This is a genomic window from Pseudomonadota bacterium (assembly GCA_027624955.1).
In the GTDB taxonomy this organism is placed as follows: Bacteria; Pseudomonadota; Alphaproteobacteria; order UBA828; family UBA828; genus PTKB01.
This window is the reverse complement of the sequence record JAQBTG010000004.1, coordinates 16368-30638: the sequence shown is the minus strand read 5'-3', so window position 1 is coordinate 30638 and position 14271 is coordinate 16368. Positions and strand designations below refer to the sequence as shown.

The following is a 14271-nucleotide window of genomic DNA, read 5'->3' as shown; positions in this document are numbered from 1 at the left end:
CGGCAAGCGCGCCAAAGCCAAGACCGCGGAGGCGCCCGCCCGGCGATTGAGGGTAAAAAAAAGAAGGGAACTCACACGATGAACATCAATCAGAAACCCCTGCCCCGGATGACGCCGGACACCGAGCCTTTCTGGGAAGGCTGCCGCCGCCATGAATTGCTGCTCGCTGAGTGCAACGCTTGCAACAAAGTGCATCTGCCGCCGGGCCCGGTCTGTCCATTCTGTTTTTCCGATGACCTTGGCTGGCGCCAGGCATCAGGTCGAGGCAGCGTCAGCGCCTGGACGGTTGTGCATAAAGAATGGTTCGCCGCCTTCAAGGACGACCTCCCTTACAACGCCGCCCAAATCGAACTCGAAGAAGGCCCCCGCTTGACCGCCAACCTGATCGGCGTGGAAAATGATAAAATCACCGTCGGCATGGCGGTCGAAGTGATGTTCGACGACGTAACCAAAGATGTGACGCTGCCGAGGTTTCGGGCAGCTTCCCGATAATGTCACCAGGAAAATATGCGTACTCCACGACTTATGGGTGCTATCGCTGAAAGAATTAAAAAATTATGATGCTAGACGCCTATTAGCAATCAACTTTGGGCTCTCAAATGTCGACAATACTGACTTGGATAATATTCACAGTTTTAGTTGGGATTCCGTGCTGGAAAATTATCTCCAGAACCGGTTGCAACAGAGGATGGATAATTCTCATCTTCATACCTTGGGTCGGTATCTTTTTATTCTGGCTCTTTCTTGCAGCTTCCCGTTGGCCCAAGACTAGAGCCCAGGTTGGCCCAATAGTCGACTGAGGAAGGAGCGACATGAGCTTTGGTGTTTGGCAACTCATACTAATATTATTGTTCTTAATACTACCGTATGTGCCTTCAATCTGGGTTTTACGAAAAGCTGGACATAGTGGCTGGCTGTATCTCCTGTTCCTAATACCGCTCGTAAATATCGTCTGGCTTTGGGTCTTCGCCTTCGGCCATTGGCCGAATGTCGAGAGCGACGGTCGGCCACACTCCACCTGATTCATCCGCGGTAGTACGGCTCCGGAATTCCGGGCACGTCCACTTCCACTGCGAATAGCGCGCCCGCAAGCGGTTCCGCTGCACGTTGTTCTTTTGTCAGGCGGAAGAAGGCGCTCGTCACATAGAGGGTTTTGAGATCGGGGCCGCCGAGCGCACAGGAGGTCACGCGCGAAACCGGTAACAGGATCTCCCCCACCACATGGCCGTCCGGCCCGTGACGCACCACGCGCCCGCCATCGAAACGGGCACTCCAAAGATTGCCCTTTGCGTCCACAGTGGCGCCGTCGGGGATACCGGGGACCGCGGCGGTTTTCGCAAACACGCGCCGTTTCGAGAGCGCGCCCGTCTCGGGCTCTAGATCATAGGCGTATAGTTTTTTGAGCAAGCTGTCGGCGCAATAAAGCGTGCGTCCGTCAGGCGAGAAGGCAACGCCGTTCGCGAGCGTGATGCCGTCCGCCGCCGCATGGCTTTTATGGTTTGTGTCCAAACGATAGAGATGGCCTGACGGACGCTTCAGCATTTTGTCCATGGTGCCGGCCCAGAAACGGCCCTGGCGATCGGCACGGCCATCGTTGAGCATCGTGCCCTCGGTATCTGCGCGCGGATCGTGCAACGGTTCATAGACGCCGCTTTCGGGATCATAGAGCGCGAATCCCTTGCGCCCGGCGATCACCAGCCCACCACTTTCCCGCAGCGCAAACGAATGCACCTTGTCGGGCGGCGTCCAGCTATCTACCTTGCCGCTTGCCACATCGAGGCGGTGGATCGCCGGACGGAACACGTCGGTCCACCAGAGGCATGCCTTGTCCGCGTCCCATACAGGCACCTCGCCGAGCACGTCTTCGGTATTCGCGGCCACCGTCACGCCGTCGCCAATATCATTCATCCACATTTCCCCTTTTCCGCACTGTACCATGGCTTCGATTGCGGCATAATCACGCCCTGTCGTCTGGGGAGATAAAATGAACAAGCGTTGGAAGATACGGCCCGAAGGCTCGAACTGGGGCGATTTCGGCCCCGACGATCAATTGGGCCGCATCAATCTGTTAACCGCGGACCGTGTGCTTGAAGCGGTGAAAGAAGTGCGCACCGGGCGCAATTTCTGCCTCAGTATGCCGCTCAACCTGCCGGGCGGTAATTCGATCAATCCAAGCCGCCTGCCGCCCGAGTTGAAACCGGTCATCCGCGAGGGCGAGATCGCCTTCGACGGTCCAGTGCGGCGCGACAATCCCCTGCAAACCGATCTGCTGTGCGACGACGCAATGTTGATCCACAGCCAATATTCGACTCAATGGGACAGCTTCGCCCATATCGGCGCATTGTTCGACGCAGATGGCGACGGCACGCCCGAGCATGTCTATTACAACGGTTTCAAAGTGGTGTCCGAGGCTGGAGAGGGGCTGTATGGCGAAGTCGGCGCGGTCAATCTCGGCATTCAGCATATGGCGGAATCCTGCCTTCAAGGGCGCGGCGTGATGATCGACCTGCGCAGCCATTGCGGCGATGAACGGCGCGCTGTCGGCTATGACGAGCTTATGGCGATCATGAAAAAAGATGATGTTGAGGTGCACGAAGGTGATCTCGTCTGTCTCCATACCGGTTTTGCCGACCGTATCGTTGCGGCGGCGGCGACGCCCAATCCCGAACCTGTGGGCGCCATCTGTACGGTGTTGGAAGGCGGCGATAAGAAACTCCTCAATTGGATCAGCGGGAGCGGCCTGGCCGCCCTCATTTCCGATAATGTGGCGGTCGAGCAATCCTCTTCCGTGGCCCGCGAAATGACCGAGCGCGGCCCGGTTTTGCCGCTGCACGAGCATTGTCTGTTCAAGGTTGGCGTGCCGCTCGGCGAGCTCTGGCATTTGAGCGAGCTCGCCGCTTGGCTGCGCGAGAACGGACGTTCGCGCTTCTTCCTCACAGCGCCGCCCCTGCGCATGCCGGGAGCGGTCGGCTCGCCGGCAACGCCGGTCGCCACGGTATGAGCGCCAAGGTATGAGCACCCCTGTGATGGAAATGCCAAAAGCGAAGACCGGGATGGCGCTGATCGATGAGATGGCGGCGCGCTATCCGGAGCGCGAAGCGCTGGTCGGCGGCGCCGAGCGTTATAGCTGGGCTGAGTTTCGCGACCGCACCCGGGCTTTGGCCAAGGGCCTCCACGCCGCCGGCGTCAGGCGTGGCGACAAGGTTGCCATTCTGATGGGCAATCGCCCTGAATGGCTGTTCGCCGATTTTGCCATCATGGCTTTGGGCGGCGTGATGGTGGCGGCCAACACCTGGGCGACGGCGCGCGAGCTCGCCTATCAACTGAGCCATTCGGAATGCCGCATGCTGCTGATGTCGTCCGGCTTTTTGAAGCGCGATTACATCGCTCTGATCGAAGAGGCGCGTGCCGACACATACGACTTAAGCGGCCTAGAGCGAATTTTCTGCCTCCGCGACGGCGCACCGCCGGATGGCATGGACGCGTTCGAGGAATTATGGCGCATCGGCGTCGATGTGCCAGACAGCGAGATCGACGCCGCCCAGGCAGCGGTTAAGGGCGAAGACGTCGCCTGTCTCCTCTACACCTCGGGCTCCACAGCGCTGCCCAAAGGCGTGCTGTTGCAGCATTTCGCCTTGATCGAAAATATGTGGGGCATTGGCGAGCGCTTGCACCTGGTGCCGGATGATCGCCTCTGGCTGGCGGTCTCGCTCTTTTGGGGATTGGGCTGCGAAAACGCGCTGTTTGCCGTCTGGACGCACGGCGCCTGTATCGTATTGCAGGAGCATTTCGACGCCGGCGAAGCGCTGCGTTTAATCGAGGCCGAACGCTGCAGCGTTTTTTACGGCACGCCCAACATGACCCTGGCACTGGAAGAACATCCCGACTGTGCCGGGCGCGATCTTTCGTCGCTCCGCACTGGCGCGACCATCGGTTCGCCCGAACAGATTCGTGGCCTCGCCAATCTGGGCGTACCTGAGGTCTGCCAGGTTTATGGCCTTACCGAAACCTATGGAAATTGTACGGCCAACGACGCCCATGACAGCCTGGCGCTGCGCACAGAGACCATCGGCAGGCCGCTTCCCGGCAATGATATCATCATCGCAGACATGGAGACGGGCCGCCTATTGCCGCAAGGCGAAACTGGCGAAATTCGCCTCAAGGGCTATGTCACGCCGGGCTATTACAAAGACCCGGAGAAAACCGCCGAAGCGTTCGATGCGGACGGTTATTTCCGCACCGGCGATCTCGGCTTTTTCGATGCTGACGGCTATCTCTACTTCCGCGGCCGCACCAAAGAGATGATCAAGACCGGCGGCATCAACGTGTCGCCCGCCGAAATCGAAGAAGTGCTGATCGGCCATCCGGCGGTAGAACTCGCCTATGTCATCGGCCTCAAGGACGCCCGGCGTGACGAAATCGTCGCCGCGGTGATCGTCGCGCGGGACGAAGTCGCGGCTGAAACCTTGCTCGCCCTCTGCCGTGAAACCCTCGCCGTCTATAAAGTACCGCGCCGGGTAAAATTCGTAACTGCCGCGGATTTACCGCTGACCAGTACCGGGAAATTACAGAAGAACCGGTTGAAGGATTTGTTTTAGTAAGTTGGACCGTCGCAAATTCCTAACGTTACAAAACCCTCTCCCAAGGGGAGAGGGCTGGGGAGAGGGGGATTCAAAGCGCGCGGCGCGCGCAAAGTTCGCCCCGCCAAGCCAAACCCTTCCTCCCCGCCGGGGCAGAAGGGCCTTTTACTGCAGTTTCTAGCCTCTGCCGCCTGGCAAAATCTTCTGCAGCTTAATCTCGTAACTCAAGGTCTGGCCGGCCCACGGATGGTTAAGGTCGCAGGTGGCGAAATCATCCTCGATCTCAAGCACCGTGATCAACACGGACTGGCCGTCATGCTGGATCGTGAAAATATCGCCCGCCTTCGCCTGTTCCGGCACAGAAGCGCGCGGGACATGGATCATGCGGTCTTCGTCGCGCTCGCCGAACGCCAACGCCGGGGTCAGCGTGAGCGTCGTTTTGCCGCCCGGCACCATGCCGATCAGGGCTTGGCTTACCACCTGCAGCAATTCGCCGCCGCCAACCGTCACTTCAGCCGGGCTTGAGGATCTCGTGCGGTCGAGCATCTTGCCGCTTTCTGAGCGGATGGTGTAGTGAATGCGCACCTTGTCACCGTCGCGGACCGTCGCTGCGAGCAGTTCCAACTGCGCCCGCGCGGCTCTCAGATCGGCGCTCTCCGACCCCTCCTTGAACCAGGCGTAGAGCGGGCCCAAAAGGTCACGCGCTTCTTCCGTGCGCCCGCTATCGTGATAGAGGCGGGCCAGCGCCGTCGCCGCGCGCAGCTCCCAGGAGCGCGCCTTCTGTGCACGCGCGACCTCCAGCGCCTTGTTGAAACTGACCTCCGCCTGCGCCGCATTATCGGTGCCGCTGGCGAGATGCAGAACGCCGCGAATGCGGTGCAATTCGGCTTCGCTATCGCGCTCTCCGCTTTCATTGATATAGGCAAGCGCTTCGTCAATCACCCGCAAGCCCTCCTCGGCCTGCCCCGATGCGCCGAGCGCTTCGGCCAGCAGCACCTGCGCCGCCGGCATGGTGGTGAGCGCGCCGGTCGCGCGGAATTTGGCGATGCCTTCCTCGAGCCGCTCGATGCCGAGTTGTATGTCGCCTTCCTGCAAATGACACCAGCCGAGCTCGATCAGGCCGCGCGCATGAAGATACGGAAAATGATGCGCTTCGGAAATCTCGATGGTTTCGATGGCGCATTTGCGCGTCTCGCTGACCTCGCCGCGCAATAGGCGCGCATAGCCTGTGCCGGTTGAAAGCGCCGTCGCCAGATCGAACGGTCGCCCGCGCTCGCGCGCCAGCGTGACGGAACGCTCCACCATTTCCAGAGCCTGATCGGGATAGCCCCGGATCCACTGGCTGCGCCCGCCATAGGCGGTGCTCAAGACGGCGACGTCGAGGCCGAACAAGCGCGCCATCTCCTCCTGTGCTTCCGGCCCGTACAGCGCCAAGCCACGCTTGACCTGATCCGCCGAACGTTCGAATTCGCCGAGCGAATGCAGGATGATGCCGCGGCTGCCGAGCGCAACGGCGCGGAAGCTCTGATTGCCCGAGGCCTCGGCGCGCTTAATCGATTCATCACTGAGCTCAAGCGCACGCGCCATATCGCCACGTATAAAGTGATAAGCGAGAATGCCCCAGGCGCTGAGGAATTGCTGCTGCAGATCTTTGACATGTCCGCTCAGCTCATATGCTTTTTCGAAGGCGGCGTGGGTTTCCTCGGCGGCATAGCCTTGAGTGATGAGATGGGCCTGGCCAAGCGCCGTCCAGCAGGTCAGCTCCTGCGCCGTGCGCTCGGCTGATTCGGGCGCCTTGTCGAGAAGTTCCAACGCCATGCTGAAATGCTCGATTGCCTCGATCTCGGCCGACCGCTTGCGCGCCCGGGCGCCCGCCTGCATCCAATATTGGGTGGCGCTTCTGTTACGCCCGGCGACACCGTAATGATGCGCCAACAATTCCGGCTGGGCGGCGACGATTTCGGGGAACGACGCCTCGAGCGCCTGGGCAATCCGCTCGTGAAAATTTTGCCGGCGCTGGCGCAGCAGGGTTTCGTAGGCCGCCTCCTGCACCAGGGCCTGCTTAAAGCTGTAAATCGCATTCGGCGCTTCGCCAAAAGTCTCGATAAGGCCGGAGGCATTGAGCGTGCCGAGATTGGCGACCAGCAGCGCCGCCTCGGTTTTGGCCACCGCTTCGATCAGCTCATGAGTGAAACTGCGCCCGATGGTGGCGCCGATCTGGGCCAACTCCTTGGCGTCGGCGAGGCTGTCGAGCCGCGCCATCAGCGAATCCTTGAGAGTTTCCGGTATCAAACGTTCCGGTACAGAGCCTTTAGCTTCATAACGCCCTTTGCGCTCGCGTAGAACGCCGGCTTCGAGGATGGTCTTTGTCACTTCCTCGATGAAAGAAGGAATACCGTCGGTGCGCACAATGATTTGCGCGCTGACATCGTCGGATAGTTTCTTGTCACCGGCGATATGCGCGATCAACGCGGCGCTGGCATCACTGTCGAGCCGTTTGAGCGCCAAGTCGGCGGCCGCCACCGCATTTTTCGGCCAGAGATGGTTAAACTCACTGCGCTGGCTGGTCACCAGCATGATCGGCAGATCCTTGATCTCGACGCTCAGCAAATCCAGCATTTCCAAGGACGAGGCGTCGAGCAAGTGCAAGTCCTCGAGCGCCATCACAGCCGGCTGCTGCGCGGCGATGGCGGTGAGAAACGCCGAGATGGTGGCGAGGGTTCTTTCTTTCAAGGCGCGCGGACTGAGCTCCGGCGCAGCGTAGCTGCCGACATCTTCAAGCGACAGCAGTGCCGCCACTATCGGCAGGTGCTCCGCCGCATCGAGAGCGAGCCGCGCCATCAGCGCTTCCAGCTTGCGCAGACGCGCCTCCGGCGCGTCGCTGCGCGCCAGCCCGGCCGAGCTACGCAGCAATTCGATCAGCGGATGGAACGGCGTGCTGCCATGATAGGGCGAGCCGTAGCATTCGATCCAGGCGCCGCCATCCGCCGCGACGATATCGCGGAGCGCCCGCATGAGGCGCGATTTGCCAATGCCGGGCTCGCCGGAGATGTGCGCTATTTGGCCGTGTCCGTCCTTGACCTCGCGCCAGCATGTTTCGAGGCGCGCCATTTCCACTTCGCGCCCCAACAGCGGCGCATCTTCGGCCGTCTGTTCCACCGTGGCGCCCTCTTCGGAACGCACCGCAAAGGCGCGTAGCGGCAGCGCCACGCCTTTTAGCTCACGCTCGCCGAGATCCCCTCAAACGCGAAAGCCGAGCCGATCAGGCGGCGCGTCAACGCGCCCACCACGATCTGTCCAGGGTCTGCCAGAGCCTGTAAGCGGGCGGCGATATTGGGCGTCTCGCCCATCACCGACATGCTCTCGCGCGTGTCGCCGCTACCCATGTCTCCGACCACCACCAGGCCGGTGGCGATGCCGATGCGGGTTTCAAGCGGCGCGGCAACACGCGCGCCCTGCTTCGCACTCAAATCAGCCATCGCCTCAAGGATCGCCACGCCGGCCCGCGCCGCGCGTTCGGCGTCCTCTTCATGAGCGCGCGGATAGCCAAAATAGGCCAACACGCCGTCACCAAGGTATTTCGCCACATAGCCGTCGAAACGCTCAATCATCGCGGCGCAGGTCTCCCGGTAGGCCTGCATCACTTCGCGCAAATCTTCTGGATCGAGCTGGCCTGACAGTGCGGTCGAGCCCACCAGATCGCAGAACATCACCGTGAGCTGGCGGCGCTCGGCTTCGGCCTCGGGCGCCTTTTGCGCGTCGGGAGCATTTTTCTCGGGCTCCGTCGGCGTGGATTTCGCCGCCGCCGCAGCTTTCAATTCGGGCTGGCCGTGCAACGGCGCGCCGCATCCGCCACAATATTTGTTGGCCGCCGGATTTTCCGTGCCGCAGCTCGAGCAGGCAATTACCTGGGGTGCGCCACAGGCGCCGCAAAAGCGGTTGTCGACGGGCGTCTCCGCGCCACACGCCAAGCAATTCATAAAGCGTTCTCAATTCGTTGCAGGAACCGCAAGCGAGGGATGCTAGCCTTTCGAGGCCAAGCCGTGCAACCAGAAGCGCTTGCTATGACACGGCACCCAATTCACGATCGCAGATATGCCCAAGCGTGGCGCTGTTGCCTACCATGCGCAGTCTTGCACGGTACGAAGCGACGGCCCTCGGGTTATTTGCCACGTACCCGTTTACCGCCGATGTCACGTCGGCGCTTCAGCTCGCGTCATGGCAAGAAATTCGTTAGGTCGCCTTGAGTCACCTTCTCACGCAATCGCCGGAAGCACCTCTTCACCCCATAATTTGATCGAGTTCAGAACTTTATCCTGCGATATGCCGGGGAATTTCGTGCGTATCACCAAGTTGGTGCAGCCGAGTTCCTGTTTAACCCTCTCGGCATGGCGAATGCACGTCTCCGGGCTGCCGATGATGAAACGTTTACGCAACATTTCGAGCGCATCGGGCGAATCGGGCGGAACCGGGCGACCGTCCTCGTCGAGCAAATGGCCCCACTCGAGATATTCTTTGTAAATATATAGCACGCCCTCCTTGGCCGCGGCCCAGGCAGCATCATCGGTCTCGGCAACAAAGGCTTCGCGGAACACCGGAAATTCGACTCCGGTTGTCGGCTTGCCGATCTTTTGCGAGGTCTCCTGATAGGCCGCCAAGCGCTGCTTCAGGACCGAGAACGGCGTTACCGGATCGGCGAACCAGGCGTCGGCAATGCGCGCCGCCTGGCGCACCGCGCCTTCTGCCTTCGCAGCTAGCCAAATCGGCGGATGCGGCTTCTGCACGGGCAATGGGCGCTGCGTCGCGTTTTGATACTTATAGTGCTTGCCCGAAAAATTCGTGACGTCCTCAGTCCACAGGGCTCGCAGCGCCTGGATGCCTTCGGTCAAGCGTGAGGCGCGTTCCGCCAAGGGAATGCCGAAGCCGGCAAATTCCTCTTCGCGGTAGCCATAGCCGACGCCGAGAATGAACCGGCCGTTCGATACGATGTCGACCATCGCGGCATGCTCGGCCACATGGAGCGGATCGTAAAGCGGCAGCAGCAACACGCCGGTGCCGATGCGAATGCGCGAGGTCTCCGCCGCCAACCCAGCGCAGACGATCAACGGCGCGGGAAAGAAACCGGTCTCGACAAGATGATGCTCACAAATCAACGCCGCATCGAAGCCAAGCGATTCCGCCAGTTGAATTTGCTCGACGGTTTCCCGGTATGTCCGCACCGGATCGTTATATTCAAAGCCGTGCATCGAATAGACGAGACTGGATTTCATGACATCACCTTTTCCATTTTTTGCTCGATAGCACCGAAAATGCTGTGGCCGTCCGCGTCCGTCATGTCGATATAGATGACGTCCCCGAAGCGCATCAATTCTGTGTGGCGCTTGAGCTTGTCCACCTTCTCAATCATTCGCCGCTCCAGCAAGCAGGACGAGCCGCGCGCACGATCGCTGTTGGACACCGTGCCCGAGCCCAACAGCGTGCCGGGGCCGAGGGCGCGCGTCCGCGCGGCATGGGCCAGCAATTGCGGAAAGCTGAAATGCATCTCGACGCCGCAATCGGGATCGCCGATCAGGTCACCGTTGAGCGTGCTCACCAGCCGGCCGTGCAAACGCGCACCGTCCCACGCCGCGCCCAACTCGTCCGGCGTGAGCGCCACGGCCGAGCAAGCGGTGGGCGGCTTGCCATGGATAAAGCCAAAGCCCTTGGCCAGTTCCGCCGGCACCAAGCGGCGCGCTGAAACATCATTCACTAGCAAGATCAAGCGAATGCTACGTCCGGCTTCCTCGGCATTTGCGCCCATCGCGACCGGGCCGGTGATGACCGCCGATTCGGCTTCAAAATCGATGCCCCAGGATTCATCCGCCGCGAGGATCGGATCGCGCGGGCCGCCAAGCGGCTCGGACGCACCCTGATACATCAAGGGATCGGTCTCCAGTGTATCGGGCAGGCTGTCGCCAACTGCACGCCGCGCCAACTCGATATGGTTGAGATAGCCGCTGGCATCAAGAAACTGCGCGGCGCGCGGCAGCGGCGCGGTCAACGCGGTAAAATCGAGGGCGAAGCTCTCGGCTACGCGCCCCCCTTCCAAATCATCAGACAAGGCCTTCAAGCCGGGCGCCACCGTGTCCCAATCGTCGAGCGCGGCGCGCAAGCTGGGCGCCAGCGCCGCCGCAGATACGGCGCGTTTCAGGGCACGGTCGACGACAACCAAGCTGCCGTCGCGGCTGTCTGACTTAAGCGAAGCGAGTTTCATCTTGGCATGTCCTTACCCCAGTTTTCGCAACAAATTACCCGGCGGACTGCTCAGGAATCTGATGGGAAGATAAGCATGGCGATTAATCTATTTTCGTCAGTGTGATCTCTGTCACTTGCGAACGCTGCGCAAGGGTCGATTATCAGGCGAACGATGCATACATACTCAAATAGAAGCCCCCAAACATCATGTAAGAGAACCTAACCGGATGTCCACGAAACTTCTAAAGACCGGCGCTGCCAGTTTGGCGCATGACAATGGCTATTCCAGCGCCGATGTCGACGTACCGGTCCTGATGGTCGACCGATTGGCAACGCTTTCCAACCTCGTCAGCCGCGGCTTGGCGAGGCTCTATTCAGTGCGCTTCGGCCTCACCGTATCCGATTGGCGCGTGCTGGCGGTGATCTCGCGCTACCCCGGCGTTTCAAGCAACGCCGTTTGCGAATTGGCGGCGATGGACAAAGTGCGCGTCAGCCGCGCTGTCTCCCGCCTGCTGGAATTGGAACGCATTGACCGGCGCTCAGATAAGCGCGACCGCCGGCGCAGCGAACTGTATGCCACCGAGGAAGGTCTAGAAATTTATTCCCAGGTCGTGCCCGTGGCACGGGCCTATGAAGCGAAGCTGTTGGCGGGATTGTCCGCCGAAGAATCTCACCTTCTGCGGAGTCTGCTCGCAACCCTAGAAGGCGCCGCCAACGGCATTGCGCGCGAGGGATTTGGGATGGCCGTCGGCTTGGACACTCGGACGCACGTCAAACAGCGCTAACCTACTCCGCTGGCCGCCTTCGCCTGGAGGACTCAAGGAGCGCATATCGCGCCTCTTCCTCCATCTCACATTTGCTTCGGCTGCCGCCGCGATAACCGCGCGCGCCGCACAGGAAGCGCCGCCGAAAGATGCCGCGTGTTGCGTTCACCCTCAGCGTCAGCGCGTCAACACCATACGGCCAAAGAAATTTCGGCTTTCCATCACCTCATGCGCCGCCGCCGCTTCATCGAGGCCAAATGTTTTGTGGACCACCGGCTTCAACTTGCCGCGCGCCATGAGGTCAAGCACCCGTTCGACCTGTGCCTTGGTCGAACGGCCGCAGCCATGCACGCTGATATGCTTGCGGAAGAACTCGACAAAATCGAGATTGACCTGCTCGCCGCCATGCGCGCCGATCGTCGCCAAGCGCGCGCCCGCTGCCAATGCATCGACTGACTGCACAAGAATACCACCGCCGATCATCTCCAGGCACACATCCACGCCGCGCCCGCCGGTGAGCGCCCGTGCAGCTTCGCCGATATGCTCTTTTTGGTAATTGATAACTTCGTCCGCACCGAGCTCGCGGGCGCGCTCCAGCTTGCCGTCATCGCCCGCCGCAGCGATCACGCGCGCGCCTGATAATTTAGCGATTTGCACCCCGGCCGAGCCGACTCCGCCGCCCGCCGCCGTCACCAGCACAGTTTCGCCAACGCGGGTTTTTGCGACCTCCACCAGCGCCTCCCAAGCTGTGGCGAAGGGCACTTGCCCGGCCACTGCATCAACCCAGGAAAGCCCGTCGGGAATACGCACGACATGATTCTGGCCGCATTTGAGGTATTCAGCGTAGCCGCCCCACACCGTGACCCCGAGCACGTCGGCATTGGCGCAGAGATTTTCCTTGCCGTCGATGCAGTCACGGCAAACGCCGCAGGTCAGCATAAAATGCGGTGCGACACGGTCTCCCGGTTTAAACTGGGTTACCCCGTCGCCGACATGCACGACTTCGCCGACCGCATCGACGCCCATCACATGCGGCATCGAGCTGGCAACGCCGAACAGACCCTTGCGCAAATCGGTATCGCAATGATTAACCGCGTTGGCATGCACTTTGATCAGCAGTTCGCCGCTGCCCGGCACCGGGGTTTGCACGTCTTCATATTTAATGGTGTCGAAGCCCTGGCCATAGTCATGGATTACTGCCGCTTTCATATCGCTTTCTCCCGGTTTGTTGCGTGCTGGGTGCGCGCCGCGAACGCCGCCGTGGCGGCACGGTGCAGGATGCCATGGCGCCGGGCAAGGACATCGAGATCATCGGCATAGCCGCCGCCGACGACACAGGCCAATGCGACGCCGCGTCGCAGGCAACTTTCTATGACGTGATCATCGCGGGCGCGCAGCCCGGCATCGCTCAGCGCCAGCTTGCCCAGCTTGTCTTGTTGATGCGGGTCCACGCCGGCGTTGTAAAAAACAATGTCGGGCCGGTGCCTGTCGAGGAGCGGCCCGACATGGCTTTCGACCACCGAAAGATACACGGCATCGCCAGTACCCGCCGGCACACCGATATCCAAATCGCTGACTTCCTTGACGTGCGGATAATTGGCCTCGCAGTGCAGCGAAAATGTGTAAACGTCCGGCTCGTTCTGGAAAAATGCCGCCGTGCCGTCGCCCTGATGCACATCGCAATCAATCACCAGCGCCTTTTGAATTGTTGCTTCGCGGCGGAGCACAGTAATCGTCACCGCCACGTCGTTGAAGATGCAAAACCCTGCGCCTTGACCGGGAAAGGCATGATGGCTACCGCCAGCGACATTGCAGGCAAGACCTTCTTCCAGGGCGAGGCGGGCTGTTAGGAGGGTGCCGCCAACAGCGGCGCGCCCGCGCCGCACCAAGGCTGCAGAAAGCGGTAACCCCAGGCGACGCTCGGCCTTCTTGTCGAGCGTAAGGCCCAGTATCGTCGCGACATATTCGGGCGTATGGGCCTGGCGAAGCTGCGCTTCCGTCACCGGCTCGGGCCGGCGCAGCGCGTCGTGGTGGATCGCCCCATCGGCCAGCAACAATTCCTTGATGCGGCCGAATTTACCAATCGGGAAGCGGTGGCCCGGCGGCAGCGGCACGGTGTAATCGGGATGAAAGACGATGGCAGGCAGCATGGGTTTGCTTGAATTCGAAGGCGCGGAGCGCCGCGTCAAAGCAGCGTCAGGACGTTTTCGGGCGGGCGGCCGAGCGCTGCGTTGCCGCCGCTGACGACGATTGGCCGCTCGATCAATACTGGTTCAGCCCGCATCGCTTCAATCAGCTCCAGCTCCGAGAGGCTTTCATCGGCCAGGCCACGTTCGCCATAGGGTGCCTCTTTCTTGCGCATCAAGTCGCGCGGCGCCATTTTCAGCATGGCGAGAATATTCTTGATCTCGGACGCGCTCGGCGGCGCCTTCAAATATTCGACGATTTCCGGCTCGACGCCGTTGTCGCGCAATAATTGCAAGGTCTGGCGTGATTTCGAACAGCGCGGATTGTGATAGATCGTCACCGTCATGTTATCGCCTCTTCATTATCCTGCGCCGTATTATCCTGCGCCGTCCAGGCGGGCCGGCTCCGTCCCCGGAGCAATCTGTCACGCTGACCAAAACCTGTCCAGACTCGGCCTAAACCCGTTTGCACAGCGCTTAAATCAAGGAAATTGTTGAAAATTATCG

12 protein-coding genes are annotated in these 14271 nt (G+C 60.8%); 4 read left to right on the top strand and 8 right to left on the bottom strand.

Features of this window, described 5'->3' with window-relative positions; translation table 11 throughout:
* Positions 1-78: 78 nt before the first annotated feature.
* Entirely contained in the window at positions 79-492 is a 414-nt protein-coding gene (locus O3A94_02595; GenBank protein MDA1355139.1) for a Zn-ribbon domain-containing OB-fold protein, read from the top strand.
* A gap of 531 nt (positions 493-1023) precedes the next feature.
* Here O3A94_02595 and O3A94_02590 read toward each other — a convergent pair.
* Entirely contained in the window at positions 1024-1908 is an 885-nt protein-coding gene (locus tag O3A94_02590) for an SMP-30/gluconolactonase/LRE family protein (GenBank protein MDA1355138.1), read from the bottom strand.
* Between the two features lie 76 nt (positions 1909-1984).
* On the opposite strand from O3A94_02590, the gene O3A94_02585 reads away from it, so the two are divergent.
* On the top strand, positions 1985-3001 hold the full coding sequence (locus tag O3A94_02585) for a cyclase family protein (protein MDA1355137.1): 1017 nt from the start codon (positions 1985-1987) through the stop codon (positions 2999-3001).
* A 10-nt stretch (positions 3002-3011) separates the two neighbouring features.
* Positions 3012-4598: an AMP-binding protein gene (locus tag O3A94_02580; GenBank protein MDA1355136.1), complete on the top strand. Its 1587-nt coding sequence runs from the start codon at positions 3012-3014 to the stop codon at positions 4596-4598.
* A gap of 159 nt (positions 4599-4757) precedes the next feature.
* On the opposite strand, the gene O3A94_02575 is transcribed toward O3A94_02580, so the two are convergent.
* The 4 genes from O3A94_02575 to O3A94_02560 all read right to left on the bottom strand — a co-directional run bounded on the left by O3A94_02575 (position 4758) and on the right by O3A94_02560 (position 10833).
* Entirely contained in the window at positions 4758-7790 is a 3033-nt protein-coding gene (locus O3A94_02575) for an AAA family ATPase (GenBank protein MDA1355135.1), read from the bottom strand.
* Between the two features lie 5 nt (positions 7791-7795).
* The gene (locus O3A94_02570; GenBank protein ID MDA1355134.1) at positions 7796-8560 is read right to left on the bottom strand and encodes a zinc ribbon domain-containing protein; all 765 of its coding nucleotides are present in this window, start codon (positions 8558-8560) and stop codon (positions 7796-7798) included.
* A 276-nt stretch (positions 8561-8836) separates the two neighbouring features.
* The gene (locus O3A94_02565; GenBank protein ID MDA1355133.1) at positions 8837-9850 is read right to left on the bottom strand and encodes an LLM class flavin-dependent oxidoreductase; all 1014 of its coding nucleotides are present in this window, start codon (positions 9848-9850) and stop codon (positions 8837-8839) included.
* Complete coding sequence (locus O3A94_02560) at positions 9847-10833, bottom strand: fumarylacetoacetate hydrolase family protein (GenBank protein MDA1355132.1); 987 nt, start codon at positions 10831-10833, stop codon at positions 9847-9849. Before O3A94_02560 ends, O3A94_02565 begins: the two co-directional genes overlap by 4 nt.
* 208 nt (positions 10834-11041) lie before the next feature.
* Between O3A94_02560 and O3A94_02555 the strand changes: the two genes are divergently transcribed.
* Complete coding sequence (locus O3A94_02555) at positions 11042-11599, top strand: MarR family winged helix-turn-helix transcriptional regulator (GenBank protein MDA1355131.1); 558 nt, start codon at positions 11042-11044, stop codon at positions 11597-11599.
* A gap of 156 nt (positions 11600-11755) precedes the next feature.
* Here the strand turns inward: O3A94_02555 and O3A94_02550 are convergent, their stop codons facing one another.
* From O3A94_02550 to arsC, 3 genes are read right to left on the bottom strand one after another with little or no spacing between them, the layout of a single operon-like run.
* A complete protein-coding gene (locus tag O3A94_02550; protein MDA1355130.1) occupies positions 11756-12787 on the bottom strand; it encodes a zinc-binding dehydrogenase in 1032 nt (343 codons plus the stop codon).
* On the bottom strand, positions 12784-13728 hold the full coding sequence (locus O3A94_02545; GenBank protein MDA1355129.1) for a histone deacetylase: 945 nt from the start codon (positions 13726-13728) through the stop codon (positions 12784-12786). Before O3A94_02545 ends, O3A94_02550 begins: the two co-directional genes overlap by 4 nt.
* Before the next feature lie 35 nt (positions 13729-13763).
* On the bottom strand, positions 13764-14111 hold the full coding sequence (gene arsC, locus O3A94_02540; protein ID MDA1355128.1) for an arsenate reductase (glutaredoxin): 348 nt from the start codon (positions 14109-14111) through the stop codon (positions 13764-13766).
* Positions 14112-14271 lie beyond the last annotated feature (160 nt).

Bases quoted from the DNA above. Each gene is read 5' to 3' on its own strand.
- O3A94_02595 (MDA1355139.1), top strand. From the start codon at position 79: ATGAACATCAATCAGAAACCCCTGCCCCGGATGACGCCGGACACCGAG.
- O3A94_02590 (MDA1355138.1), bottom strand. From the start codon at position 1,908: ATGAATGATATTGGCGACGGCGTGACGGTGGCCGCGAATACCGAAGAC.
- O3A94_02585 (MDA1355137.1), top strand. From the start codon at position 1,985: ATGAACAAGCGTTGGAAGATACGGCCCGAAGGCTCGAACTGGGGCGAT.
- O3A94_02580 (MDA1355136.1), top strand. From the start codon at position 3,012: ATGAGCACCCCTGTGATGGAAATGCCAAAAGCGAAGACCGGGATGGCG.
- O3A94_02570 (MDA1355134.1), bottom strand. From the start codon at position 8,560: ATGAATTGCTTGGCGTGTGGCGCGGAGACGCCCGTCGACAACCGCTTT.
- O3A94_02565 (MDA1355133.1), bottom strand. From the start codon at position 9,850: ATGAAATCCAGTCTCGTCTATTCGATGCACGGCTTTGAATATAACGAT.
- O3A94_02560 (MDA1355132.1), bottom strand. From the start codon at position 10,833: ATGAAACTCGCTTCGCTTAAGTCAGACAGCCGCGACGGCAGCTTGGTT.
- O3A94_02555 (MDA1355131.1), top strand. From the start codon at position 11,042: ATGTCCACGAAACTTCTAAAGACCGGCGCTGCCAGTTTGGCGCATGAC.
- O3A94_02550 (MDA1355130.1), bottom strand. From the start codon at position 12,787: ATGAAAGCGGCAGTAATCCATGACTATGGCCAGGGCTTCGACACCATT.
- O3A94_02545 (MDA1355129.1), bottom strand. From the start codon at position 13,728: ATGCTGCCTGCCATCGTCTTTCATCCCGATTACACCGTGCCGCTGCCG.
- arsC (MDA1355128.1), bottom strand. From the start codon at position 14,111: ATGACGGTGACGATCTATCACAATCCGCGCTGTTCGAAATCACGCCAG.